General features: G+C 51.1%; 26 protein-coding genes. 15 read left to right on the forward strand and 11 right to left on the reverse strand.

Features of this window, described 5'->3' with window-relative positions; all coding sequences use genetic code 11:
- Positions 1-36 precede the first annotated feature (36 nt).
- The 9 genes from phnX (at position 37) to BUA93_RS14130 (ending at position 9276) form a co-directional block, all read left to right on the forward strand.
- Positions 37-831 carry a phosphonoacetaldehyde hydrolase gene (gene phnX, locus BUA93_RS14090; RefSeq protein WP_072980468.1) on the forward strand — a complete coding sequence of 265 codons (795 nt, stop codon included), beginning with the start codon at positions 37-39 and terminating at the stop codon, positions 829-831.
- 4 nt (positions 832-835) lie between these two features.
- Positions 836-1972: a phosphonoacetaldehyde reductase gene (locus BUA93_RS14095; RefSeq protein WP_072980470.1), complete on the forward strand. Its 1137-nt coding sequence runs from the start codon at positions 836-838 to the stop codon at positions 1970-1972.
- A 65-nt stretch (positions 1973-2037) separates the two neighbouring features.
- Complete coding sequence (locus BUA93_RS14100) at positions 2038-2907, forward strand: phosphate/phosphite/phosphonate ABC transporter substrate-binding protein (RefSeq protein WP_072980519.1); 870 nt, start codon at positions 2038-2040, stop codon at positions 2905-2907.
- A gap of 30 nt (positions 2908-2937) precedes the next feature.
- Positions 2938-3744, forward strand: coding sequence for a phosphonate ABC transporter ATP-binding protein (gene phnC, locus BUA93_RS14105; protein WP_072980472.1), 807 nt, complete (start codon positions 2938-2940; stop codon positions 3742-3744).
- Entirely contained in the window at positions 3734-4513 is a 780-nt protein-coding gene (phnE, locus tag BUA93_RS14110) for a phosphonate ABC transporter, permease protein PhnE (RefSeq protein WP_072980474.1), read from the forward strand. The genes phnC and phnE overlap by 11 nt, the downstream gene beginning before the upstream one ends.
- Positions 4510-5328 (forward strand): PhnE/PtxC family ABC transporter permease, encoded by an 819-nt coding sequence (locus BUA93_RS14115; RefSeq protein ID WP_072980476.1) that lies wholly within the window; start codon positions 4510-4512, stop codon positions 5326-5328. Before phnE ends, BUA93_RS14115 begins: the two co-directional genes overlap by 4 nt.
- A gap of 25 nt (positions 5329-5353) precedes the next feature.
- Positions 5354-7417: an RNA degradosome polyphosphate kinase gene (locus tag BUA93_RS14120; RefSeq protein WP_072980478.1), complete on the forward strand. Its 2064-nt coding sequence runs from the start codon at positions 5354-5356 to the stop codon at positions 7415-7417.
- Position 7418: 1 nt separating this feature from the next.
- A complete protein-coding gene (locus tag BUA93_RS14125) occupies positions 7419-8393 on the forward strand; it encodes a Ppx/GppA phosphatase family protein (RefSeq protein ID WP_072980480.1) in 975 nt (324 codons plus the stop codon).
- A 4-nt stretch (positions 8394-8397) separates the two neighbouring features.
- Positions 8398-9276 (forward strand): hypothetical protein, encoded by an 879-nt coding sequence (locus BUA93_RS14130; protein ID WP_072980482.1) that lies wholly within the window; start codon positions 8398-8400, stop codon positions 9274-9276.
- A 129-nt stretch (positions 9277-9405) separates the two neighbouring features.
- Here the strand turns inward: BUA93_RS14130 and BUA93_RS14135 are convergent, their stop codons facing one another.
- The 9 genes from BUA93_RS14135 to BUA93_RS16050 form a co-directional block, all read right to left on the reverse strand.
- Complete coding sequence (locus BUA93_RS14135; RefSeq protein WP_072980484.1) at positions 9406-10773, reverse strand: sensor histidine kinase; 1368 nt, start codon at positions 10771-10773, stop codon at positions 9406-9408.
- A complete protein-coding gene (locus BUA93_RS14140; protein ID WP_072980486.1) occupies positions 10770-11447 on the reverse strand; it encodes a response regulator transcription factor in 678 nt (225 codons plus the stop codon). Before BUA93_RS14140 ends, BUA93_RS14135 begins: the two co-directional genes overlap by 4 nt.
- A gap of 16 nt (positions 11448-11463) precedes the next feature.
- A complete protein-coding gene (locus BUA93_RS14145; RefSeq protein WP_072980488.1) occupies positions 11464-13698 on the reverse strand; it encodes an inorganic phosphate transporter in 2235 nt (744 codons plus the stop codon).
- 182 nt (positions 13699-13880) lie between these two features.
- Positions 13881-14744: a nucleotidyl transferase AbiEii/AbiGii toxin family protein gene (locus BUA93_RS14150; protein WP_072980490.1), complete on the reverse strand. Its 864-nt coding sequence runs from the start codon at positions 14742-14744 to the stop codon at positions 13881-13883.
- A 2-nt stretch (positions 14745-14746) separates the two neighbouring features.
- Positions 14747-15262, reverse strand: a complete 516-nt coding sequence (locus BUA93_RS14155; RefSeq protein WP_254793998.1) for a type IV toxin-antitoxin system AbiEi family antitoxin domain-containing protein — start codon at positions 15260-15262, stop codon at positions 14747-14749.
- A gap of 137 nt (positions 15263-15399) precedes the next feature.
- On the reverse strand, positions 15400-16053 hold the full coding sequence (locus tag BUA93_RS14160; protein WP_217651019.1) for a flavodoxin family protein: 654 nt from the start codon (positions 16051-16053) through the stop codon (positions 15400-15402).
- A 1-nt stretch (position 16054) separates the two neighbouring features.
- Positions 16055-16930, reverse strand: a complete 876-nt coding sequence (locus BUA93_RS14165; RefSeq protein WP_072980492.1) for a radical SAM protein — start codon at positions 16928-16930, stop codon at positions 16055-16057.
- 57 nt (positions 16931-16987) lie between these two features.
- Positions 16988-17185, reverse strand: a complete 198-nt coding sequence (locus tag BUA93_RS16820) for a winged helix-turn-helix transcriptional regulator (RefSeq protein ID WP_072980494.1) — start codon at positions 17183-17185, stop codon at positions 16988-16990.
- Positions 17092-17304 carry a hypothetical protein gene (locus BUA93_RS16050; RefSeq protein ID WP_175547459.1) on the reverse strand — a complete coding sequence of 71 codons (213 nt, stop codon included), beginning with the start codon at positions 17302-17304 and terminating at the stop codon, positions 17092-17094. The genes BUA93_RS16820 and BUA93_RS16050 overlap by 94 nt, the downstream gene beginning before the upstream one ends.
- 175 nt (positions 17305-17479) lie before the next feature.
- Between BUA93_RS16050 and BUA93_RS14175 the strand changes: the two genes are divergently transcribed.
- Genes BUA93_RS14175 through BUA93_RS14185 form a run of 3 tightly spaced genes read left to right on the forward strand, consistent with a single transcriptional unit; the run spans position 17480 to position 20817 of the window.
- Positions 17480-18682: a carboxymuconolactone decarboxylase family protein gene (locus BUA93_RS14175; protein WP_072980495.1), complete on the forward strand. Its 1203-nt coding sequence runs from the start codon at positions 17480-17482 to the stop codon at positions 18680-18682.
- Positions 18682-20118, forward strand: a complete 1437-nt coding sequence (locus BUA93_RS14180) for a flavodoxin (protein WP_072980496.1) — start codon at positions 18682-18684, stop codon at positions 20116-20118. Before BUA93_RS14175 ends, BUA93_RS14180 begins: the two co-directional genes overlap by 1 nt.
- Before the next feature lie 15 nt (positions 20119-20133).
- The gene (locus tag BUA93_RS14185; RefSeq protein ID WP_072980497.1) at positions 20134-20817 is read left to right on the forward strand and encodes a DUF4405 domain-containing protein; all 684 of its coding nucleotides are present in this window, start codon (positions 20134-20136) and stop codon (positions 20815-20817) included.
- Here the strand turns inward: BUA93_RS14185 and BUA93_RS14190 are convergent.
- Positions 20777-21091, reverse strand: a complete 315-nt coding sequence (locus BUA93_RS14190; protein ID WP_072980523.1) for a DMT family transporter — start codon at positions 21089-21091, stop codon at positions 20777-20779. The genes BUA93_RS14185 and BUA93_RS14190 overlap by 41 nt on opposite strands.
- Positions 21092-21234: 143 nt before the next feature.
- Between BUA93_RS14190 and BUA93_RS14195 the strand changes: the two genes are divergently transcribed.
- Complete coding sequence (locus BUA93_RS14195; protein WP_072980498.1) at positions 21235-21660, forward strand: hypothetical protein; 426 nt, start codon at positions 21235-21237, stop codon at positions 21658-21660.
- A 93-nt stretch (positions 21661-21753) separates the two neighbouring features.
- Positions 21754-22155, forward strand: a complete 402-nt coding sequence (locus tag BUA93_RS14200; RefSeq protein ID WP_072980499.1) for a hypothetical protein — start codon at positions 21754-21756, stop codon at positions 22153-22155.
- Between the two features lie 753 nt (positions 22156-22908).
- On the opposite strand, the gene BUA93_RS16055 is transcribed toward BUA93_RS14200, so the two are convergent.
- Positions 22909-23487, reverse strand: a complete 579-nt coding sequence (locus BUA93_RS16055) for a hypothetical protein (protein ID WP_139258109.1) — start codon at positions 23485-23487, stop codon at positions 22909-22911.
- A 385-nt stretch (positions 23488-23872) separates the two neighbouring features.
- Between BUA93_RS16055 and BUA93_RS14205 the strand changes: the two genes are divergently transcribed.
- Complete coding sequence (locus BUA93_RS14205) at positions 23873-24067, forward strand: hypothetical protein (protein WP_072980501.1); 195 nt, start codon at positions 23873-23875, stop codon at positions 24065-24067.
- The last annotated feature ends 110 nt before the right edge of the window (positions 24068-24177 follow it).

Raw genomic sequence — 24177 nt, forward strand, 5'->3', positions numbered from 1 at the left:
TATGAAATCAGAATTGGTTTAGAGGTTACCATATATATGAAAAATCAGTCGGTACAAATGGTTGTCTTTGACTGGGCCGGAACGACGGTTGACTTTGGTTCACAAGCGCCCCTCCAGATATTTGATAAGACGTTTAGGCATTTTGGACTCAAGTTTACTTTAGAAGAAATTGCGGGCCCTATGGGAATGGAAAAGAAGGACCATATCCGAGCCTTGCTTTCTTCTGCAGAAGGTCAGATGTTCTGGAAAATGGCACAGAGAAAAGAGTGGACTGAATCGGATATAGACCTTATTTACGAATGTTTTGGCGCCAATTTGAAAGCGGTGGTGAAGGATTACAGTCATGTGATAGACGGTGTTCCCGAAACAGTTCAGGCACTTCGTGAAAAGGGGCTAAAAATCGGAAGTACAACGGGCTACTCTTCTGAAATCATGGTGCCGATTCTTGCCCAGGCGAAAAAAGAAGGCTATAGTCCGGATTGCTATGTGACACCGGATATGTGCGGTTTTAGCCGCCCGACTCCTTTTATGCTTTTCGAATGCATGAAACGCCTCCAGGTGTATCCGCCAAAATGCGTAGTCAAGGTGGGGGATACCCTGGTGGATATCGCCGAAGGGAAAAATGCCGGGGCCTGGTCGGTGGGGGTCTTGACTGGCTCCAGCGTGTTGGGTTTTTCCAAGGAACACTACGATGAACTTTCTAACGGAGAAATCTGGAATGCGAAGCGGGTGGCAGAACAAAAATTTTTCGATGCCGGTGCGGATTTCGTAATTGATTCTATATCGGACTTGCCGGAGCTTATAAAGCAAATCGATGAAAAATTGAGGTAACTTTATGGATAGCTTTTATAATTCGGTGCGGGTTTTTCAAGGACGGGGCTGCTTGCGGGAACTCCCCAGTGTCTGCAAGAAAGCCCTGAAGGATGACCTGTCCGCTATCATTCTCATTCTCGTCTGGGACAAGTCTGTCCTGGAACAAAAGGGAATCCAAAAACTCCAGGAAGAGTTCCCCAACACCCTGGTAGAAGAATGTTCCGTTTCAAACCCGGAAATCGAGGACCTTTTCGGCCTTTATCAAAAGTTCTACCGTAAAAAGGTGGATTTGATCATTGCCGTCGGTGGCGGTAGCGTTATGGACCTGGGCAAGTCCCTTTGCATGATCCACGACGAGGAAATTGAATCTGCGGAGGAACTCAGGAACATTATCGCAGAAAAGCGGTACAGGAAAAGTTCCCTGCAGTGGATAGGCGTTCCGACTACCTCGGGAACGGGTAGCGAAGTGACCTGCTGGGCAACGGTCTGGGATATGGAAAACCTGAAAAAATCTTCCATCGAGACCACAGAAAATTATGCCTATGCGGCCTTTGCCGATTCCCGCTTGACGGAAAACTTGCCTATCAAGTTGGCGGTATCTTCCGCCCTGGATGCGGCCTGCCACGCGGCAGAAAGCTACTGGGCGAAATCCACGAATTCCATTTCCCAGATGTACGCTTTAAAGGCGATTCATCTTATTTTCTCTGCGCTTCCCGCTCTAGTAGAAAGGCGAGACCCTATCCTTACATCGGAAATTCTGAGTCGGGCAAGCCTTGTTGCAGGGCTTGCCTTTAGTAACACCCATACGACGGCTTGCCATTCTATTTCTTACCCCTTGACAATGCTTTTCCGCATTCCCCACGGCGTTGCAGTTGCACTGCTTCTTGGGGGAGTCTTTAAGCTGAATCAGTCAAAAATCGAGGATTTACCCGAGTTGCTGGAAAGTTTCGGGGTAAAGTCCGTAGACGATATCCAGCCCCTGGTGGAAGGGTTCTTGACGGCGGCAGGCTTTGAAATAAGGCTTTCGAAGTGGGGGGCGACTGACGCCACCTTAGAAGAGGCTGCAGAAAAGAGCATGACCAAGGGCCGTGCCGACAACAACCCGGTGCCCCTTGATAAAGAAACGGTTTTAAAAATTCTCAACAACATAAAGGGATGACCATCATGAATACTAAAAGGATTTCTAACAAAAAAGACTACGCGGTTTTCGGAATCATAGCGACTATGGTTCTTGCGATCTGCGCCATTTACATTTGCGGATGTAGCGGAGAATCGGTAAAAAACTTCACCATCGCCTACGCGCCAAACGAGTCTACGGAACAGAGTACTGATGCCCGTAACGGTCTTGCAAAGGATCTTGGAGCGTTTCTCGGAGTGGAGGTAAAGGAAATTCAGGCCACGGACTACAATGCGATTATTGAGGCCCTTCGTACGGGAAAGGCCGACATGGCTTACCTGGGGGCCCTTTCTGTTGCCCTCGCCATGGAACGCGCCGGGGCTGAACCCATTGTCATGAAGGCCCCGAAGGGCGACAAGACCCTGGCCACTTACCGCTCCGTGTTTATCGCCAAGAGCGATAACGAAAGGATTAACACCCCCCGTGATGCCAAGGGCAAGAAAATCGCCTTTGTGGACCCGAATTCCACCTCGGGAAACCTGGTGCCTACTTCTGAGATCATGAATGTGTTTGACGACGAAAAACTGAACTCCGACCTGATTCACACCAACGGGAAGTTTTTCGAGGCGGTGAGCTTTTCCGGTAAGCACCAGGCCGGCCTCCAGGCGGTCATCAAGGGCGATGTGGATATTGTCCCCATTTCCGACCAGATCCTTGCTTCGGAAATTGCCAACGGCAATGCGGCTGAGGGTTCTGTAAAGGTTATTCACTCCTCGGCTCCGATTCCTGCCGAAGTCATGACCGTTGGCAAAACGGTTTCTCCGGAACTGAAGGCAAAACTCGTCAAGTTCCTGACGGCCTACGACAATGCAGAATATTTCGCAAAGGTCATCAAGGTGCCTAGCGCCCGGTTTGTACCTTCTTCCAAGGATGATTACGCCGCAATCGTGACCCTTAACCGCAACATCAACCAGTAATCGGAAAATTTGGCAAGGTTATAGTATTTTATGGAACCGATTTTAAGATTCGACCATGTGACGAAACGTTACGGGAACGGGGTCCGTGCCCTGAAGGACGTGTCCCTTTCCATAAGGCCCGGTGAATTTGTATCCATCATCGGCCCTTCGGGCTCGGGAAAGTCTACCCTTCTGCGGTCTATCAACAAGCTGATTTCTACGACAGAAGGGAACGTTTTTTTCGACGGTGAAAACGTGGCGTCCCTTCGCGGAAGCAGACTCCGCAGGAGTCGATCTAAAATCGGTATGATTTTCCAGAATTACAACCTGGTCAATAACCTTTCGGTTCTTCAGAACGTACTCCACGGCCGCCTGGGGCACATGAAGGGTATCCGGGGAATCCTCGGGCTCTATTCCGAAGAGGACAAGGAAAACGCCTGGAACCTTCTGGAAGAAATGGGCCTTGAAAATTTCAGCTATAACAAGGCGGGAACCCTTTCCGGTGGGCAAAAGCAGCGGGTGGGAATTGCCCGTGCCATTATCCAGGATCCTAAAATCCTCCTGTGTGACGAGCCTATTGCCTCCCTGGACCCTTCCAGCGCCAAGGTCATAATGGACCTTTTAAGAAAAATGGCCCAGAAGCGGGGCATTCCCTGCCTGGTGAATCTGCATCAGGTCGATGTGGCTCTACGGTATTCCACGCGAATCATCGGACTCCATGCCGGTGAGGTTGTCTTTGACGGAAGCCCCGAAGAATTGAACGGGACCGCCATGGAGCGGATTTATGGAACTTCGGTTTACAACTTAGTGGCAGGGACCTCCGATGAAACGGAAATGCGGCAAGCCTATGCAGTCTGAAAAGCGGCTCTATAACATCCTGTTCTTCTGCATTGTAGCGTTGTTTGTGGCCAGCACCGCCTTTACCCGCTACAATCCATTTGAGGTATTCTTTAACCTGGAAAATTTCCGTTCCTTTATCGTGGACGATTTCTTTCCGCCAGCCCTTCCTACGGGCCTGAAACTAGAAGCGATTTTTCAGGGAATCCTGACGACTATCTGCATGGCCCTCTCGGCGACAACGGTGGCGGCGCTCCTAGCCTTCTTGACATCCCTCTTTGCCAGTAAGCGGGTGTCTCCTGCTGCCTGGTCCCCGAAGTTTGTCCGCGGCTTTGCCACCTTTCTTAGAAACATTCCCGCTCTGGTTTGGGCCTTTATCCTGTTCTCTTCTTTGGGGATTGGTACGGGAGTTGGTTTTGTCGCCCTCTGCATTAGCAGTTACGCCTTCATGGTTCGCGCCTTTTCCGAAACCATCGACGACATTTCCCAGGACAATCTGGAAAGCTTGCAGGCGGCAGGGGCTTCCTTTATCCAGGTGGTGTTCCACGGCATTTTGCCCTCTTGCTTGCGGGGCTTTATTTCCTGGTTCCTGTACTGCATCGAGGTGAACCTCCGGTCTTCTACGGTGGTAGGCATGGTCGGGGGAGGTGGCATCGGCCTTGTGCTGCTTTCGTACCTGAAAGGCTTCAAGTATAACATGTCCTTTACCATTATTCTCGCTATCGCCGTAATGGTCCTGTTTGTAGATGCTCTTACCAACTATTTACGCAAGGAGCTGGATTTAGAATGACGGCAACAGCAATCCGCAGGACGGCCTCGGGAAAAATGAGGATCGACTGCATCGAAAAGAATCGGTCGGCCTCTGTATTTCTGGTTGTCATGGCGGTTCTCTCCATTTTGGGAATGCTTTACCTGGATATTCCCTGGTCCAAGATGCTTGCCCGTGTCCCTCAGGTGGCGGGAGTGTTCTGGAAACTGGGGCATCTTGATTTTTCGAACTTCGACCTCATCGGTACGGCCCTTTGGGAAACCATTTCCATTACGGTGCTTTCCACTATTTACAGTCTGCTCCTTTCCATCTTTTTTGGCATGCTGGCTGCAGAAAACATTTTTCGGTGTCCCCTCCTTTCCACTTCGGTCAAGGCTGTCTTTTCCTTCCTCCGTGCCGTGCCCACCCCGGTATGGGTCCTCTTGATGATGATCTGTATCGGGATGGGACCTGCGGCTGGAATTGCGGGGCTCTGTGTACACACCACGGCTTTCTTTACACGGGCTTTTGCCCAGAGTTTTGAGGCGGTCCCTACCCAGACCATAGAAGCTTTACAGTCGGCGGGAGCGAGCCGGATTTCCGTATTCTTCAATGCGGTTCTTCCCTCGGCTATCCCGGAACTGGTGGCCTGGACGGGAATGCGCTTCGAAATCAACTTCTCGGAATGTGCCATCCTTGGCATGGTGGGGGCTGGCGGTATTGGCTATGTCATCTCCACTAACATCGAAGGATATGAATACGGTACGGCGGGACTTGCCGTCCTCTGCGTATTCGTCATTGCCTTTTGCATTGAACGGGCCTTTATCTGCATCAAGGCCAGGCAACGGGCCTGCTAACTCACACGGTAACGAAGGAACCATTATGAAACTGACGGAAGAAAACTACATCGAGCGGGATGTGTCGTGGATGCTTTTTAACCGCCGCATTCTGGCGGAAGCCCAGCGACAGGAAATTCCGCTGATGGAGCGGCTTAACTTTTTGGGAATTTACAGCAATAACTTGGATGAATTTTTCCGGGTCCGCGTAGCGACTCTCAACCGCATCGTGGATTTTGCGGACAAGAATTCCAAGGACCTTCGAGAACGTAGCAAGCAGGCCTTAAAGACTATTGGAAGGCTTAACGCCAAGTACGCCCAGACCTTCAAGGAAACCGTTACGGATGTGTTCAACCAGTTGCAGAAAAAACATATCCACCTTCTTTCGGAGCAGGAACTGGACGATTCCCAGAAAGAGGCCGTAAAGGAATACTGCCTCTCGAAACTGGCGGGAAACCTTTCTCCCGTCTGGCTTTCTTCGGTCCAGGGAGTCAATTCCCTGTCCGATGACTCCATCCACTTTGTCGTCCGCCTCAAAAAGCAGGACGAGCAGAAGAAGGGGCGCCGCAAGGGCTATGCCATTATCGAGATTCCCGTCAAGAAGTTCGGCCGTTTCGTGCAACTGCCCGATGTCAGTTCCGGTAATGTTACGGACCATTACGTCATGTACCTGGACGATGTAATCCGCTGCGCCTTGCCCTACCTTTTCCCGGGTTCCGGCTTCAACCGTTTCGAGGCCTGGTCCTTCAAGTTTACGAAGGATGCGGAAATGGAACTGGATACCAACATCCAGGGCGGTACGCTGCAGAAAATCGCCAAGGGGGTCAGGAGCCGCAAGAACGGCTTGCCAATCCGTTTTATCTACGACGAGAAAATGCCCCGGGAAGTGCTGAAGAAATTGCTGGAACAGCTGAAGCTTTCTTCGGTGGACGCGAGCCTTCCTTCGGGCCGCCATCAGAACCATAAGGACCTGATGAAGTTTCCGCGGTTTGAAGCTCCTAGGGGAACGAAGTTCGAATACCCCAAGTGGCCTTCGGTCATGCCCGCCTGGGCCATGGCCCCCACCCTTCTGGATGTCATCCGCGAAAAGGACCGCTTCATCCATGTGCCTTACCATTCCTTCGATGCCTACATCAACCTGTTGCGGGAAGCCGCCATCAATCCGGAAGTCAAGGGAATCAAGACCACCCTCTACAGGCTCGCCCGTGATTCGAAGGTTATCGGTTCCCTGATCGCCGCGGCCCGTAACGGCAAGAAGGTGACGGTGGTCATCGAGCTCTTGGCCCGCTTTGACGAGGAATCCAATATCGACTGGTGCAAGAAAATGGCCGATGCGGGTATCCATGTGATTATGGGGGTGGAAGGCCTCAAGATTCACTCCAAGGTGACGCTGATTACGGCGAAGAAGGGAAACCTGGCCTGTATTTCTACGGGCAACTTCCACGAAGGAAACGCCTGCGCCTATACGGACTTTCTGCAGTTCACGGCGCGGCAGCCTATTGTAAAGGATGTGGAGCGGCTCTTCGACTTTATCGAGAAACCCTATATGTCCGTCAAGTTCAAGGAGCTGGTGGTTTCACCCAACGACATGCGCCGTCAGTTGACGCGGCTCATTAACCAGGAAATCCGCAACCATAACCTGGGCTACCCGGCCTATATCCTGTGCAAGCTCAACCATGTCACTGACGAAAGCATGGTGAAAAAAATTTACGAAGCCGCTTCGGCGGGTGTCAAGGTGGATTTGCTGGTGCGTGGCAACTGTTCTTTGGTGCCTTCCTTGCCGGAACTGGGCGGAAACCTGCGGGTAAACGCCATTATCGACCGCTACCTGGAACATTCCCGTATCCTCATCTTTGCTAACGGTGTAGATCTGGAACACCTGGGAGTGGGCGAAGAAGACGGAAGCTACCACGACTACAAGGTTTTTATCGGTTCGGCCGACTGGATGCCCCGAAATCTGGACCACCGCATCGAAGTCTATTCTCCGGTTTTCGACATCGACATTAAGCGGGAAGCCCGGCTCGTCGTGGAGCAGGGCATGCGCAACAATTACAATAGTTTCAGGTCCCAGGCGGAACTGTACAAACATTACAAGGCAGTAGAAAAGTAAAATGAAACGTGCAAGAAAGAATCCTATCAACCTGGCCGCCATCGATATCGGCTCCAATGCGGCCCGCCTTCTCATCAAGACCGCCACTTTCCAGGAAGACGGCTCTGTTAACCTGGAAAAGCAGCAGTTTATCCGCTTTCCCCTGCGCCTGGGCGTTGACGTTTTCCAGGACGGGAAAATCAGCGAGGAACGGGAAGAACAGTTCTTGTGCATGATTAAGGCCTTCAAGCAGTTTATGAACATATACAATGTGGCGGATTACCGTGCCTGTGCTACTTCGGCCTTGCGGGACGCGACCAACGGCCAGAAAGTGCTGCGCCGAATCCGCCGCCGTACCGGAATCGATATCGAACTGATTTCAGGCGAAGAAGAAGCTCGGGTCATTTACGACAACCACACGGAACAGCTCCTGGAAACCGCTCCTCGAAAAAACGGCCTCGAAAGGACCTACCTTAACGTAGATGTGGGCGGCGGTTCTACCGAAATTAGCCTCATTTACCAGGGCCAGCTCATGGGAAGCCGAAGTTTCAATATCGGTACCCTGCGGTTGCTCATCGGCCTGGTGGACATGGATTCCATAGACGACATGTGCGACGAAATCCGCATGATGATGGTGAATCGGGGGCCCGTTTCTATTATCGGTTCCGGCGGAAACATCAACAAGCTTTATCGTCTGGTACCCAAGAAGGTGCGGCGGGATAATCGCCTTTCCCTGACGCAACTAGAACAGCTTTACGACAAACTTTCTTCCCTCAGTTTCGAGGAACGGATGAAACAGTTCGACCTCCGCTCCAGCCGTGCCGACGTCATTGTACCGGCGGCCCAGATCTTTATCTCTATCGCGAGGGCAGTCAAGGCCACCGAAATCATCGTCCCCACCATCGGCCTTGCCGACGGCATCATCAAGGAACTCTGCACAAAGATACAGACGGGGGGGAAGCGTCGGGAAATTGGTAAAGACGCAGAACGCAATTAGTGCAATGTATTTGCGCAAAAGCAACAGCTATACGGAAAATACCGTTTATCCGGGGCTTCGCGAAATTGATATTAAACGCGGAATGCTTAAGAAGGCCAAGGATTTGATTCGTTCCATCAGGTCCAATCACCCGTGGCTCAAATTGAACAAGGAAGAATTTTTCAGAGCGGCTGGTTTGATTCGCTATGATTCTACCATTGGAAAGTCGGGCTATACGCTTGCTGCGCTTATGCTGGTCGGTACGGACGAAGCGATTTCAAGTTATTTGCCATATTATAAAATTGAAGCAATAGTTCGCAAACAAGACCTGATGCGCTACGATGATCGCTTGACCGTCACATGCAATCTGATTGATGGTTACGAATTGCTGAACGGGTTTATCGAAAAGCATCTCCCTGACAAATTCTATTTGGATGGGAAAACTAGACTCTCTTTGCGTGACAAGATTTTTAGAGAAGTGATTGCGAATATGCTGATACATCGTGAATACATGAATCCGATTCCAACAACGCTCGTTATTTATAAAGATAAGCTTGTGACGAATAATGCGAACAAGCCCTTTGCGTACGAGAAATTAGCATCTCAACTTTGTTCTTATCCTAAGAATCCGCATATCGCCACAATGTTTGCACAGATGGGGTTTGCGGAATACCTTGGTATGGGTAGCCGTAGTTTCAATATCGGAACCCTACGGCTGCTCTGCGGCCTGGTGGACATGGATTCCGTAGACGACATGTGCGACGAAATCCGCATGATGAAGGTGAACAGGGGGCCCGTTTCTATTATCGGTTCTGGTGGAAACATCAACAAGCTTTACCGGCTGGTGTCCAAGAAGGTGCGGCTGGACAATCGCCTTTCCCTGGTCCAGCTGGAACGGCTTTAAGAAAATATAAATCACCCGAAGGACTATACCGTCGTCATGGTGACCCATAATATGCAACAGGCCACCTGCGTTTTCGATAGGACCGCCTTTGACCCGACAGAGCCATAAGTGGGTGGAATAGGCTTGCTTCTAGCAGAAAGTCACGGTTATTTCCGTGCCTACGCCTATGGCGGATTGTAACGAAATCTCTGCATGGTGCACTTCGGCGATATGCTTCACGATTGCGAGGCCTAGCCCCGTGCCGCCAGTGGCCTTGGAACGGCTCTTGTCTACCCGGTAAAAGCGTTCGAAGATGCGAGGCTGATTTTCTTCGGGAATGCCAATCCCAGTATCCTTCACAGCAATGGATTTTTGTTGCACTAGAATACTCACGGAACCACCCGTTTCTGTATAGCGAATGGAATTGTCGACCAGGTTGTAAAGCATTTCAAAAAGGAGTTTGTAATTGCCCTGTACCTGAGCGGCAGCATCCCCTTCCAGGGACACTTGGATGTTTTTCTTGCTGGCGTTAAGGGACAACTCCTCGATGCAACCGGAAGCTAGGGGCCACAGGTCTACAGTCTCGTTCAAGTCTATCGCAGATTCTCCCGGGGCATCCAGCTTGGAAAGAGTCATGATGTCATTCGCAATGGAAAGCAGACGGTTCGCTTCCTTGTGGATTTTTCCGGCAAAGAGTTTCACATCTTCGGGTTTCGCCATGTCATTTTCGATGAGTTCCGCGTAGCCCGAAATGGAGGTAAGAGGTGTTTTCAACTCGTGAGAAGCATTAGCGGTAAACTCGTCACGCATCTGGGCGGTCTTCTTCTTTTCTTCGGAAAGTTGCTCTATGGTGAGTTGCAGTTCCCGGTTCTGCTTGCGGATGGTTTTGACAAGCGGTGCGATTTCCTTGTAAATTCCCTCGTCGTCCATGAGCTCGGGCTGCCCCAGGTTTTCAGCCAGTTTCTGCACCGGCCGCACAAAAAACCGGCTCAAGCCAAAGGCAATCAGTATAGACACTACCACGATGGCAGCCAAAAGGGCAATCAGGTAAGGCGTGGTCTTGGATACCGATTCATGGAGGCTCGCCAGCCTGCGGCTGAGGCGCAACACATTTCCATCGGAAAGGCGCTCCGCAACGTAAAACACCTTGGCATTCAAGGTCACGGAGTAACGGAGGTTTTCACCGGAGCCCTTGTTGATGGCCTCCTGTATTTCCGGGCGGTTCCGGTGGTTTTCCATTTTGGCCGCCTCGGCATCGCTTTCGTAAATCACCTTGCCGTCCCTATCTACCAAGGTAATGCGCAGGTTCTCGCTGGCAAAATCAGGCAGGCACGCTACGGGTCCATCAGAAGAATCCATCTTGCCGTAGGCGACTTCAACGAGATGGGCTGTTTCCCGCAAGTCCCGTTTCAACTGCTCCGACATTTCGTTCTCGAAAACCTGCGCCGTGAAATACACCGCAAAGAGAGCGGCGAGTACTCCGACATAAATCAAGCTGAAGCGGATGCTGTTTTTCATAGAGCCTTGTATCCTACGTTTCGCACGGTCTGTACGATAGAACCATGCGACCCCAGTTTTTGACGAAGGGTTTTCACATGCATATCTACGGTGCGGGTGTCCATATCAAAATCAATGCCCCAGATCTTTTCCAGAATCTGCTGCCTAGAGAAAACAGTTCCCGGTCGGGACATCAGAAGTTTTAAAAGTTCATATTCCTTAAAAGTAAGTTCTACAGCGACTCCGTCGACAGTTACCGAACGACGCTGGTCATCAAGAATCACGCCTCCGAGAGCCAAGTTCGACGCCTCCGTTCTTTCGGCAGGTCCTTGTCCAGAACGGCGAAGTACAGCCCGCACGCGAGAAATGAGTTCCAGAATGCCAAACGGCTTTGCGATATAGTCGTCGGCCCCTAGGTCAAGACCTTTTACTTTGTCCAGCTCCGTACCCTTGGCCGTGAGCATGATTACCGGGACATTTCGCGTATTTTCTTGGTTACGGAGGCGTTTCAGAATACTCAAGCCGTCTTCACCGGGGAGCATGATGTCCAATATGAACAAATCCGGAACGACCGATTTCACCTGTTCATCCAGTGCCTTGCCGCAATCGAAAGACATCACCTCGAAACCGCTACTCTTCAAGGCGTAGGTTTCCATTTCACGGACATCGGCGTCATCTTCCACAATATAGATCATAGGTCCATCCTCGGGATTAAGGTTTAGCGGTCAGGAACTTCCTGCTGGCCTTGGCGACAGACCCTACCGAATCCAGCAAAGCCCAGGACTCGTAAAGGATAGTTAAATAAAGGATTTCTGCGCGGATGTTTTCGGAACCGGCCTTCATCATCTCGGCCTTTCGCTCAGCAAATATCCTGGAACCTTCTTCCCGCAGCTGCCCCCGGACTTGGTCGTAACGGCCAAAGTCCATGGTTTCCACCATCCCAGCGACACTCTCGATACGCTCCTTCACGTGGGCCGCTGTTCGCAGGAGCATCTTCCGCTTCTCGTTGTCCATCGGGTTAAAACCATTGTCCACATGGTTCTTGCAGGGCGAAGAAATCTGCTCTAGGCTAAACAGGGCGTCCCCCATAAAGTCATTGGCCTGGTACAGGAAAAAGTTTTTGACCACCAAATCTTCTTGGGCGAGCCTTTCTGTACACAGGGTTCCGTGGCGACGGTTCCGCTGCACATGTTTCTTTAGGATTTTAATTTGTTTGTTCTCCGAGCGGAGCTTTCCTAAATCTTCCCGCAACAAGCCTATCAGCAGCTTTTCATAGCAATCGGCACACCAGCGGAGAATTTCGCTCCATTCGCCCCGACTGTATTCCTGTATAAGGGGGTATATCTTTGTCTCGGGGGGAGCCGTCAGGATGTTATCAAACAATTCCTCCGCCTTACCCTTCTTGTTTTCTCGGTATTTCAGGTTCGAACGAATCAATACGAAAATGACCACGGCAAAAAGACCGAATATGGCTGGGAAACCGCCAAAGTAAAGCACTGTCGCCACAGCAGAAGCACTGGCAAATGCGGCGAAGGCCGTAAGGAACCATCCGCCAATTACCGAGAGTACCCCTGTAATGCGGTATACGGCCGTTTCACGGTTCCATGCCTTGTCGGCAAGACTAGTGCCCATAGCCACCATGAATGTCACGTAGGTCGTAGAAAGGGGGAGTTTCAGGGACGTGCCCAATGCAATGAGGGAGCTTGCAAGCATTAGGTTTACGCAAGCCCGCAATAAATCAAAGGCGGCGCCATCCTCTTCCAGAATCATTTCCTTGGTATTAAAGCGGGTGTTAATTTTATCCGAAATTTTCCTTGGAATAAATTCTGTTACAAATTTTACGACACCATTAGAACTGCGAACTAAGGCGCGAGCGACCGGATTTGTACCAAAGATTTCTTCAGAAGAATTTTGGGCCGCGAGGGATACGGAAGTCTTCACCACATTCCGGGCCTTCTTGGAAAACACAAGGGAAAATACCATGGTAAGCCCAGCAACCATCAGCAAGTACCACTGTCCTGGTTCCGACTCCAGCAAGAAGGACATGTTGAAATCCTGAGGGTTGCCCCCAGCAGCCATCAAGTGCTGCACCGAAGAAAGACTGGTGAGGGGCACACCCACAAAATTTACAAGGTCGTTTCCGGCAAAGGCTAGGGCCAGAGAAAAAGTCCCAAAAGCAATGATTACCTTGAGCACGTTTACTTTTACTGCATGGAGCAGGTGACAAAGGATGAAAAACGCGACGAACATGCCTGCTACAAGAACGGTCTCATTTTCTGCGAGAAACGCCTTGTAGCCCGGCCCCACGAAACTCATATTTTTGAGGCCCTTGATAAGGATAAAATAAAATATGGACGTCAGGGAAACGCTTCCAAAAACGCCAATAAAGTATCGAATATACTTCTTGTAGCCAAAGGAGAAAACCAGGCGCGTCACATACTGCACCGCAAGGCCAACTACAAAAGCGATGGCCACCGAGAGGAAAATGCCCAAAATCACCGTCAGAGCCTTAGAGGTGTTGATGAGGTTTCCCAGTTCCAGGGTATCGTCAGAAAGAATTTTGATACTGGCGATAGCCACAGAGGCGCCCAAAAGTTCAAAGACCATTGATACCGTAGTTGATGTCGGCATACCGTAGGAATTGAATATGTCAAGGAGGATCACATCGGTAAACATCACCGCCGCATATACGCACATAAGTTCTGCAAAGGTGTAATACTGGGGCATATAAATGCCATGCCGTGCGATATCCATCATGCCACTACTGAATGTGGCGCCACAAAAGACTCCTACCGCAGCAAAGATCATCAGGGTTTTATACTTAAATGCCTTGCTTCCTACGGCGGAACTCAAGAAATTCACGGCATCGTTACTGACACCCACGAACAAGTCCATCAAGGCGAGCAGAAGCAGCATTGCCACAAGGATGATATAAAACGTAGTCATAAAATCTCCTAGGCGACAAACTAAAAAGCCTTGCGACAATACGCAAGGCGATGGAATGAGGTTTTCCAAAGGTTTTATTAGGACTTTACAAAGGCTTTACGCCGCTTTACACAGATTTTACTTTTTGCGGTGTAGTAAGTTATAAAGGCCCAAAAAGAAGTCGACAAGTGGGTGAAACAGGCTTATTGTTTCCATTCTTCGGTGATGGTGCAGAAAAAGTCCTCGCTCCAAAGATTTAGTTTGTCGCTATCGGCAATGAACGGGCGGACATCCCTTTTCGCCTCCTCGAAATCGACGGAGTGGAAACGTTCCTTTAGTAGATCCTTGAGTCCATCAAAAGTCAAGGAGTCCGAACTTTTCCAGTGCCCGGTCTGTTCCATTCTCTTTTGCAGGTGCGGCAGGTTTACGCCTGTGTTCTGCGAGATATACCATACAAAGTCGTAGAAATCGCGACCCTTGACCCTGTTTTTCCATCCGCGACAAAGTAACGCGTGGAGTTTGCCCGCAAAAAGCGAGGGCTTGTCGTAGAGGCGAACCATGAAAGGCGATGGCAGCAGCCGATACTTGCTTTCGTAGGTGGCTGACTCTGGCGGATTCGTATCCACCTCGAATTTGATTTTCAGGATTTCGTTCCCGGGAACGGGCAAGGGAGAGTGCTTTGCGGGAACAATTTTAAGCAAGTGCTTAAGCGTGTTGCCCTTGAGAAAGGCCGACTGCACCGGAGATCCGTGCGGCTTGCTTTTCGCTTCGACTGACATCTCCAGGCCGACAGAGTAGAGTTCTTCTTCAAGCACGCCAAAATAACGTGAAAGTTCGAAACCTTCGTCTGGCTTAATCAACGAAAAGTCCAGGTCCTCCGAAAAACGGTCCAGCCCATAGAATATGCGGAGCGCCGTGCCGCCATAGAAGGCTGCCTTGTCGAAGAACCCTCCACGTGAAAGTCCGCACAGGGCGACTTCCTGCGAAATTTCCTTGAGGGCGTTCCTGTAGTCCGAAACATTTTTGCAATTATATTTCGCAAGCATTGAATCAAGTACGTGAGCCATGCCTACCTCATCTTGGACAGTATTTGTAGATTCTTCTTTCTGTACAGGGGGGCAACCTTTTCGATGAAGTCAAAATCCAGGTTCCGAAAATCACCGACTTCGATGCGCAAGTTTTCGAACAGGAACGTTTCCATGGCGCGCTTACCTGCAATCGGGTGCTCTTTGTAGAGCTTGTCGCAAAGGGCCTTTTCGCAGGTGGCCATTGCGTAGGGCCTGTCTTCTGCGTTTTCGATGTTGACTCCGTGCGGAAAGACATCGGGCGGGACATCGGAATACGAAAACTCGCCGAAGGGCGTCTTGTACAGTTTAGTCTTGTTCTTCTTGAACGATGCGGAAGTAAAAAGATGCACGGCCTCGGGAATGAGCCCGTGCCTCGAAAGAGCGTAATCGAAGGAAAGATACGATGGGCCGTAAATCGCCCCTGCAAGGGCTTCGCCCGGGGTGTTCTTGTCGGTCTCGTACAGCCCGCGGATAACTTGCGTTATTTCGCCGCGCAGGGTCATTTGACGCAACTTCATTTGGGGCTGCCTGTATTTTTGACCAAGGTCTGAAAGAATTTCTGATACGGTTCTTATCACGATTTCCTCCAATAACTATAAAAATAATATATTAACTGGAGAAAATCAAGTGATTTTCGTTTTTTTTGCTTAATAGGCTACCCTTCGCCACATAGTCTCTTGCCGAGTTCGTAGGCTTTTTCCAGATCCTTGGGGAATTGCGTTTCCCGTATTTGCGCCTTGTGGGTTTCGTCAATTTGCGCCGCATCGTATTTGGCGTAGTCGTGGAACTGGTAGGTGTCGAAGGAGTAAAGGATTTCGGTCGGGCCGAATATTCCAAGGTTCTTTGCGCCTGCATCCATCAAGATATCGTAGGCGTTGGCCTTGTACATCTGCAAATCGGGGCAGTTCATGGTGAAAATGGATGCCGAGCGTTTGGGCTTGTTCACCACAGGCTGCATAAAGTTCGAATAGTTTACGGCCGGGAAGATGAGCCTTTCCGTAAAGGCGCGAAGTCCGGCGGTGGGGTACCCGCAATAGACCGGCGAACCGCAAATCAATACGTCGGCTTCTACGGCCCTTTCGAGAATGGGCTGCAAGCCGTCCTTGAAAGAACACACGCCCTTGCGGCCACCCTTGACCTTGCAGGCAAAGCAGCTCATGCAGCCTTTGTAAACCAGGTCGCGGTCGTAAAGGTTTACCATTTCCACCTCGGCACCAGCGTCTTTCGCTCCTTCCATGGCGCGGTTCAGGAGTTTGGCCGTGTTGCCGTTCTTTCGGGGGCTCCCGTTGATAAACATTGCCTTGATCATATTACAGAGTCCTCTTCTTGTTGCGGATTTTGGTCAGCTTGTCCATGTCGAAATGGTCGATGCCGTATTGCAGAGAATCTAGAATTTCTTTTTTGCGGGCAAGGAACGGTCCGCTCAAATTCATGGACGACGTGTGGTGCGCATTGAGTTCGCAGTCGCAGGTCAGGCGCTCCAGGAAAAGTTTCAGTTCCTGCATCAGCTCGCGTTCCGTAAGCGGCGTGAATTCCCCGCGGCGGGCTTCTTCCAGGAGCGGCGTCCCGGGGAACAGCGTGAGTCCGCCGGTGCCTACCAGCATGGGCTTCAACTGGTTGAAAATCTCCGCCGTGTGGATAGCGTGGTTTTCGCTGTACTCGCGGCCCGCCACGCCGTTCAGGAAGGTGACCCAATACTGGATTCCTGCTTCTTCCAGCTTGTGGCATTGCTCCAGAATATCTTCGGGGGCGTAGCCCTTGTTGATTCGCTTCAGCGTCCAGGCGTCGCCGCTTTCTACGCCAAGGGAAATCTCGTTCACGCCGATATCGCGCAGGTTGCGCAACTGCTCCACGGTCTTGTTTTTCAGGTCAGAGACCCGTGTTGCCGTGTACATGTGCTCCAGTTCGGGCAGATACTTTTTGATAAGTTCCAGCCGGGGCATGAGCCTGTCGTAGGCGGGGGCCAGCGGGTTTGCGCTCAGCAGCTGGATGGTCTTTGCGTGAGGGTCGTCGGCACGGAGCTCGCGCAGGTCTTCTTCCAGCAGGTCCATGGGCTGCATGCGGAAGGACACGTCCTTGTACATGGTGCAGAACTTGCAACTATTGTGGGTGCAGCCCTGCGTAATCTGGATGAGGGGCCACGTGGGCCAGTAGGGGTTCCTGTAAACGGGTTCGGTAAAATGCATATCTTTTTCCTTTTCTTGTCGGTTATAAGATATGCTCTATTCTGAAAATCCGTATCGTTACTTACCGTTTGGTAAGTGGCCGCCCAGTATGACTCGCCGGTGTTCCGCGCCCCATTCTGTCATGCGGTAAACGATGATGTAAAGCTTTTTGCCGTGCTCGGTCACGCGGTATTCGACGCGGGGCGGGTAGCCGTAGCATTCGAACTTTTCGAGCAGCTTCCGCAGAGGATTGCCGTGAGAATCTCGACGGTCCATTTGCTACGCAGGACGTCCATGGTGTCGCCGATGGACATCACCTCGCGGCAGAGCGTCTTGGAATCCTTGACCGTGATTTCGCTTATGATTTTTTCGATGTTGTCTGAATTTTCGGGCATTTCAGTAGAAATATAACACTTTTGTAAATTCCAGGAACGGGCGGGGGAACGCCCATAAAGCCTTGACGTGATGTTTTCACTATGCGTTTCACGCATACTGAGCATGAAAAAATGGTATTTTGCAGCGTTTGCGCATTTATTTATATTAAGGGCGTAGATAGAAAAGGAACAAACCATGAAACTAGGGACGATTATGACGATGCTTGGTATGGGTGCGGTGCTTGCCGCGTGTGATTGCTGCCCGCAGGGCGAGGCAAAGGCGCTTTCGCAGGACAAGGAACTGCGTGCCGTGATGGACAACTTCACGCAGAACGAGGTTCCGGCGGCGACTCCGCTTGTGGAAAAGCGCGAGGTGGAGTTGATTCGCCTTGTGTCGCTTGTGACGCAGCAGTCGGGCGCTCTTTTGCAAGAGGAAGTGGCGACGGCGCTTGCGCAGGGGCTTACTCCCGAAGAGATTCTCGAGGCGATTTACCAGTGCGCCCCTTACACCGGGTTCCCGCGGACGGTGGATGCGGTTGAAATTGCCCGCGGCGTGTTCAAGGCGAAGAATGTGAAGGTGGACGAGAACCGTGGGACGGTGACGGCGCAGTCCCGCCTGGAGGCGGGTGCCGACGCGCAGGGAACGCTGTTCGGCCAGAGTTTCCGCGACATGGCGAAGAACGGCAAGAGCGGTATGCCGACTATCAATTACTTCTTGGCGAGCAACTGCTTTGGCGATTACTACACCCGCAAGGGGCTCGACCTGAATACCCGCGAACTCTTGACGATGGCGATTCTCGTGAACTTGGGAACGGAACCGCAGCTCAAGGCGCATATCGGCGCGAACCTCAAGATTCGCCCGGCCGACTACGTGGAACAGGCGATTTACAACTGCTTGCCGTATTGCGGTTACCCGCGCACGCTGAACGCGTTGCGACTGCTTAAGGAAGCGGTGGCTGAGACGAAGGTCGCGGCGGTCGCAAAATCCATGCCGGGAAAGGACTGGAGCGTGTTCCCGGTGGGCAAGCCGAACGACGCCTACGCCAAGTATTTCGTGGGCAAGAGCTATCTCGACATGATCAGCAAGGAACAGGTGGGTGTCGGGAACGTGACTTTTGAACCGGCATGCCGCAACAACTGGCATATCCATCATGCAAAGAAGGGCGGTGGCCAGATTCTCATCGCGACGGCGGGCCGCGGCTACTATCAGGAATGGGGCAAGCCGGCGGTGGAACTGAAGCCCGGCGACGTGGTGAACATTCCGGCTGGCGTCAAGCATTGGCACGGGGCGGCTCCGGATTCCTGGTTCCAGCATTTGGCGATTGAAGTTCCCGGCGAAGGAACAAGCAACGAATGGCTCGAGCCCGTGAGCGACGAAGACTACGGGAAGTTGAAATAATGTTTGACAGAATTCTCGCTTGCGCATTTATTGGCCTTATGACGGTAGGAACTTTTGCGGCGGCACCTGCGCCCGAGGGCTTCGTGCTTATCAAGGGCGGGACTTTCAACATGGGAAGCCCCGCAAACGAGGACTGGCGCGTCAACGACGAGACGCTCCACAAGGTGAAGGTCTCCGATTTTTACCTGGGCAAATACGAGGTGACGCAAAAGCTTTATCGCGAAGTGATGGGCGAAAACCCATCCAGTTTCAAGGGTGACGATTTGCCCGTCGAAAACATCACGTGGCTTGATGCGGCTCATTTTTGCAACAAGTTAAGCGAACGCGACGGACGCACTCCCGTTTACGCTATCGAAGGCGATGCGGTCAGCTGGAATCGCGAGGCGAACGGCTACAGGCTCCCCACCGAAGCGGAATGGGAATACGCGGCCCGAGGCGGCACGACTACGCCGTTCTACACAAAGAAGGCTCCCGGTGCCGACGACGTGAATTTTTATGGGAAATATCCGTATCAAATTGAGCAGAACTATTTCAACGACGAGGTTCTGGAAACACGCCCCGGCGTTTACCGCGGGAACACGCTCCCCGTGGGCAAATTCAAGCCCAATCCCTTCGGGCTTTACGACATTTACGGGAACGTGGGCGAATGGTGCTTTGACTTTTACGGCGATTACGGTGTTTCCGCGGGCTCGGCAAGCGTGACGGTCGACCCGGCGGGCAAACCTTCGGGCACAAGGCGCGTGCATCGCGGTGGCGGCTGGAACGATTTCGGCAAGAACCTCCGCAGCGCCTATCGCGGGGCCATGCAGCAATCCAGCAAGAGTTACAATGTGGGGCTCAGGCTCGCTATGAATGCGGGTGCAGGCGTCAAGGGAACTTTTGTGACCCAGGAAGCGGCGGGCTTTAAGGGTGAAAAAGCGCAAGCGGCGTCGAATACGAAAGGCACTTCCCGCGCGCTGATTGTTTTCTATTCCTGGAGCGGGAATACCCGCGGTGTGGCCCGCGAAATCAAGAAGCAGACCGGTTTCGACATGGTGGAACTTGAACTCGTGAAGCCCTATTCCGACGACTACAACACCGTCTTGAAGCAGGCGCAGAACGACCAGCACAAACAGGCGCGCCCTGCCCTAAAGAAAAAGCCCGACGCAAAGAAGTGGGCCGACTACGAAACGATTATCATCGGTTACCCCAACTGGTGGGCGAGTATCCCGATGCCTATCGCGACTTTGCTCGAAAGTTACGACTTTGCGGGCAAGCGGATTCTGCCGTTCTGCTCCCATGGTGGCGGGCGCTTTGGCCAGAGCATCACCGCGATTGCGAAACTCGCGCCCAATGCAAAAATCGGCGAAGGCCTTTCGGTACATTACTCCGGCGGTTCGAGCCTCTCGAAAGATGTGGCCAAGTGGCTTGAGAAAAACGGCGTGAAGACGAAATAATGTATATTCCCTGATATGCCTATTTCAGCAAAAATCCGTATGCCGCTTGATATCGCGATGACGGTCGCGACGCTCGTGCTGATGGGTGGCAATTATTTCTTTGAATCGACCGCCGTTCACGAGATTCTGGGCGTGGTGCTGCTTGTTCTGTGGGCGGTGCATATCACGCTGAACCGGCGATTTTTCCTTTCGCTGTTCAAGGGCCGTTACAACGCATTCCGCATCTTGCAGGCGGTCGTGAATTGCGGGATTCTTCTGTGCGCGATTTTCCTGATGGTGAGCGGAATCATGCTTTCGAACCACGTGTTCGCCTGGCTCGGGATTGAATCGGGCGCAAGTTTTGCCCGCACGGCACACCTGCTCGCAAGCCACTGGTATTATGTGTTCATGTCGCTCCACATCGGGCTGCATTTGAGCCTGATTGCAAACCGCTTGGGGCTTGCGGGCGCTTTCAAGTCAAAGACTGCCCTGATTGCAACCCGCGTGATTGCCGCTCTTGTGGCGGGCTACGGAATTTACGCCTTCGTAATTCGCGGGCTCTGGAAATACATGTTCCTGCAGCAGCCGTTTTTCTTCTTTGACGCGGAACGCGGCTACGCGCTATTTTTCGTGGACTATATCGCCATCGTCGTGCTGTTTGCCGTCGCGGTGCATCTTTTTAATGCAATAATTTCAAGCCGACAATCCCGGATAAGATAAGCAAAACGCAAATGGCTTTCGGGATAGAGAAATGCTCCTGAAATAGATAAACGCCCAGGGCGAACGTTCCCACCGTGCCTAGTCCTGTCCATATCGCATAGGCGGTGCCGAGCGGCAGTTTTTTTACGGCGAGCGACAAGAAGACCGCGCTCAAAAGGAAACCGATTACCGTGATGACTGAAGGGACTATTTTAGAAAAGCCCTCCGAGTATTTCATGGCGCTGGCCCAAACCACTTCGAGAACGCCCGCCACGGCAAGCATAAACCATTCCATTTCTTTACCTCCAGGAATCTTTATCTTCAAAGACCTAACGATAAAGAATGCGTGTTCCCCTGTTACCCGGTGGCAGCAGGGCGCGGTTCAAATTATGGAACAAAGATAGTTATTCCGCAAAAAAAATTCTATCTTATTCAGCGATGAGGTCCGTTAAACAAAATGTTTCTTCGATGATTGCGGTCGCGTTGTTCGCGATTCTTGCTGCCGTTGTCGAAGGTTCTTTTGTTTACGATTACGGAACCGAAATGGGGCGGGCTTCGGAATATGGCAAGGTCTCCGCCGACAATGTGCATGCCGAAAGTCCGCTGTTCCTGTTGCGTGAATCGACTGCCGAGGCCATGCAGTTTACACGCAGGTCGGGCCAGCAGGTGTCCTTGCGTGCATCGCGCGGCAACGGCCTTCAAGGGGACGGCGGACGCAGTTCGACAACGTTCAAGCAGGCTACGCCATTTCCGACTAAGATCGCGCGGCCAACTGTCTGCGCCCAATGCGGCTTCCCTTTGCCGCTAGTTTATCAGAAATCAAAAGAGTATTACGTTTATACGCTAGAGCGAATGCTCTGTTAGCAAGTTCTTTCTCCGAACACTCAGTCACAGGTAAATTGCCGCGGCCCTTACCGGGGTGCGCGATAACATTCATTTAAAAAAAAGAGAAAGAACATGGAAAACATTTCCAAGATGGAGATGGCAAGCGCCCTCTTCAACAAGCCCTATATCAAGACCGAAAAGAAGTTTTTCGGTTTCAAAACCAATGTCACCTACACCAGGACGAATTCGCCCGTTGTGGGAATATGCCTGGACTACAGCCCTACGGAGGGCCAAAAGGTCAAGGAAATTGTCGAGGCTTCTCCAAGCGCCCTGGATGCGGTCGTTCAAAAAAATGGCCATCCGAAAACAGGCGACAACGGGAACTTCCGCCTGAATCTCTGCTATTCGCAGGACCGCGAATTTGCGGCACTGCACCTGCAGCAGTTCTCGGGATTCGAGTACCATACCGTAGGTGAAATCCGTTTTGCCGAAGGCGACGAGGCGCATAAACTTCTCGCCGTTTTCGTGAAATAAACGGACGTATTGTCAAAAGGGCCCTCCCGGAAACGGGGGGGCCTCGTTGACAACGCGTTAGGGGGCTAAACTTTCTGTTTTTTGTAAACTTTAGCCCGATAATGTGTTATTTGTGGGCTAAAAATTGAATTTTGTGTTGACTTTAGCCCGACAGAGCCCTTTGCTATTCTGCACACTTGAACCACCTCATACCCTAAAAATAACCAAATCCCGCCATAAATCAAAATACTTATTTCGCATAAACTTTATGCTTTGAAGGCATAGGCGGGGGAGGTGTCCCCCTGATTGCAGCCTTGGCCTGTTGTCACCCTTCCAGGCCAAGTCTTCCATCACCCCCTCACCTAAGGGGCTCTGCCCCTTAAAAACCCCGTTCCCGTGTCATCCTGAGGCGAAGTCGAAGGATCCAGACCTGTTTTTTTAACAAATCTCTCCCTCGATGTGAATATCTCTCGTTCACAGGGACTCACTTCGTTCGACTGTTCACTCGAGAAACTCACATCTCGGTCAAAAAACACAAGAACGGATCTGGTTCACAAGTGCTTTGCGGTCAAGACTTTTTTGGGGCAAAAACCGTTTCTGCAGGAGGAAACTCTTGTGACTGTTAGTCCCTGCGAGTTTCTGCCGAGAGTCCTGGTCAGTTGCGTATTATCAGCAATTTCCAGGAATTGTAACAGTTTTTTCTGTCCTGGTTTTATCCCTGCTCATAAAGAGCCCCTATAAGACAAAAAGGCTCGCGAAAGCGAGCTTATTTTGCTATAAATGCGTCGGTCCGTTCTCGACGCAATAACCTTCTTTATATTCCCCTGTATTTAAGCAGACACCCGCTATGTTCGATGCAACAACATAAAAAACTTGTTCGTTAAATTTGACATACCTATAATTCACTGATGGAACCTTGAAATCATGGGAGGAATAACAGGTGCACTTGGAAGCCTCTTGCACATTTACATAAGAAATAAACAGAGTATCATCTACAAAATCTAAAGCTACATCAGCGGAAACGTCACAATAATCTAAAGCGTAAAGAGTCAAGTCAAAGCAACCTAAGCAATCGCCTAAATAAACAGCTGAATGTTCACCATAACCAACAATTAGCGACGAAATCTTCTTCTCAATATCTGACGAACTGGATGAGGAAGCGTCTGCACACTTTCCAAGAACCACCGAAGTATATAGCGTAGGATTCTTTTCTTCCGACGAACTGGATGCGGAATCACTGCATCCGACAAGAAGTTCTAAAGATATTGCAAAGAGGATGGGAAAAAGAATGTTTGTTTTCATTTCTTTATAAATTACAAAAAAATCACCGCTTAACGTTTTACCTCGGCTCATAAAGAGCCCCTATAAGACAAAGAAGAAAGGCCTGGATAACATTCGAAAACAAATGAAATTCGAAGGCCTTCCATATGTAATGAGAACCTGGAAGAATGTATCCGGGACAAACGGGATATACGGCAGTGTTCTTGACCGAGCGATGAATCTTCCCGCCTTAAAGAAAGACGACGAGCGAAAAAAATAAGAGAACGTAGCTTTTGCTACGCTCTTTTTTATACTCCTGCAAAAAGCGTCAGGAACGCCAAAAAGCAGACAATAAAAACTGTCTGAGCAATTTCTTCTTCGCTCCATTTATTCATACTGGCCTCCGTTTCGATGTTCCTTCAATAAATATACACAAATATTCCCGAAAGTGCAACACTTTTCGGTAACCTTTTGGTGTATGCAGACGTTTTTCAACCCGACAACACCGTTTTTCGATGCCGAGGGACACCCAATGGTAGGCGCCAGGGTGTCGTTCCTTGACCTTTCGACCAGCGCGAGCCTCATCGAGCTCACCGACAACGAGGGGACACCGCTCCCGAATCCGCTCTTTACTGGAAGCGACGGACGCCTGAGGTTTTACCTCAGCTCATAAGAGCCCCTATAAGACTCTGAATCAGGTGTTCCTGCGTGATTCGAGCAACAGAGATGCGAACAAGAATGTCAAGCACTCCCTGCTCCGTAAGGTCGTGGTGATGGTGATCG

The sequence above is a fragment of the Fibrobacter sp. UWH4 genome, assembly GCF_900142475.1.
Classification (GTDB): Bacteria; Fibrobacterota; Fibrobacteria; order Fibrobacterales; family Fibrobacteraceae; genus Fibrobacter.

Excerpts from the sequence above, each read along its gene's own strand:
- phnX (WP_072980468.1), top strand. The coding sequence starts at position 37 with ATGAAAAATCAGTCGGTACAAATGGTTGTCTTTGACTGGGCCGGAACG.
- BUA93_RS14095 (WP_072980470.1), top strand. The coding sequence starts at position 836 with ATGGATAGCTTTTATAATTCGGTGCGGGTTTTTCAAGGACGGGGCTGC.
- BUA93_RS14100 (WP_072980519.1), top strand. The coding sequence starts at position 2,038 with ATGGTTCTTGCGATCTGCGCCATTTACATTTGCGGATGTAGCGGAGAA.
- phnC (WP_072980472.1), top strand. The coding sequence starts at position 2,938 with ATGGAACCGATTTTAAGATTCGACCATGTGACGAAACGTTACGGGAAC.
- phnE (WP_072980474.1), top strand. The coding sequence starts at position 3,734 with ATGCAGTCTGAAAAGCGGCTCTATAACATCCTGTTCTTCTGCATTGTA.
- BUA93_RS14115 (WP_072980476.1), top strand. The coding sequence starts at position 4,510 with ATGACGGCAACAGCAATCCGCAGGACGGCCTCGGGAAAAATGAGGATC.
- BUA93_RS14120 (WP_072980478.1), top strand. The coding sequence starts at position 5,354 with ATGAAACTGACGGAAGAAAACTACATCGAGCGGGATGTGTCGTGGATG.
- BUA93_RS14125 (WP_072980480.1), top strand. The coding sequence starts at position 7,419 with ATGAAACGTGCAAGAAAGAATCCTATCAACCTGGCCGCCATCGATATC.
- BUA93_RS14130 (WP_072980482.1), top strand. The coding sequence starts at position 8,398 with ATGTATTTGCGCAAAAGCAACAGCTATACGGAAAATACCGTTTATCCG.
- BUA93_RS14135 (WP_072980484.1), bottom strand. The coding sequence starts at position 10,773 with ATGAAAAACAGCATCCGCTTCAGCTTGATTTATGTCGGAGTACTCGCC.
- BUA93_RS14140 (WP_072980486.1), bottom strand. The coding sequence starts at position 11,447 with ATGATCTATATTGTGGAAGATGACGCCGATGTCCGTGAAATGGAAACC.
- BUA93_RS14145 (WP_072980488.1), bottom strand. The coding sequence starts at position 13,698 with ATGACTACGTTTTATATCATCCTTGTGGCAATGCTGCTTCTGCTCGCC.
- BUA93_RS14150 (WP_072980490.1), bottom strand. The coding sequence starts at position 14,744 with ATGGCTCACGTACTTGATTCAATGCTTGCGAAATATAATTGCAAAAAT.
- BUA93_RS14155 (WP_254793998.1), bottom strand. The coding sequence starts at position 15,262 with ATGAAGTTGCGTCAAATGACCCTGCGCGGCGAAATAACGCAAGTTATC.
- BUA93_RS14160 (WP_217651019.1), bottom strand. The coding sequence starts at position 16,053 with ATGATCAAGGCAATGTTTATCAACGGGAGCCCCCGAAAGAACGGCAAC.
- BUA93_RS14165 (WP_072980492.1), bottom strand. The coding sequence starts at position 16,930 with ATGCATTTTACCGAACCCGTTTACAGGAACCCCTACTGGCCCACGTGG.
- BUA93_RS16820 (WP_072980494.1), bottom strand. The coding sequence starts at position 17,185 with ATGGACCGTCGAGATTCTCACGGCAATCCTCTGCGGAAGCTGCTCGAA.
- BUA93_RS16050 (WP_175547459.1), bottom strand. The coding sequence starts at position 17,304 with ATGCCCGAAAATTCAGACAACATCGAAAAAATCATAAGCGAAATCACG.
- BUA93_RS14175 (WP_072980495.1), top strand. The coding sequence starts at position 17,480 with ATGAAACTAGGGACGATTATGACGATGCTTGGTATGGGTGCGGTGCTT.
- BUA93_RS14180 (WP_072980496.1), top strand. The coding sequence starts at position 18,682 with ATGTTTGACAGAATTCTCGCTTGCGCATTTATTGGCCTTATGACGGTA.
- BUA93_RS14185 (WP_072980497.1), top strand. The coding sequence starts at position 20,134 with ATGCCTATTTCAGCAAAAATCCGTATGCCGCTTGATATCGCGATGACG.
- BUA93_RS14190 (WP_072980523.1), bottom strand. The coding sequence starts at position 21,091 with ATGGAATGGTTTATGCTTGCCGTGGCGGGCGTTCTCGAAGTGGTTTGG.
- BUA93_RS14195 (WP_072980498.1), top strand. The coding sequence starts at position 21,235 with ATGAGGTCCGTTAAACAAAATGTTTCTTCGATGATTGCGGTCGCGTTG.
- BUA93_RS14200 (WP_072980499.1), top strand. The coding sequence starts at position 21,754 with ATGGAAAACATTTCCAAGATGGAGATGGCAAGCGCCCTCTTCAACAAG.
- BUA93_RS16055 (WP_139258109.1), bottom strand. The coding sequence starts at position 23,487 with ATGAGCCGAGGTAAAACGTTAAGCGGTGATTTTTTTGTAATTTATAAA.
- BUA93_RS14205 (WP_072980501.1), top strand. The coding sequence starts at position 23,873 with ATGCAGACGTTTTTCAACCCGACAACACCGTTTTTCGATGCCGAGGGA.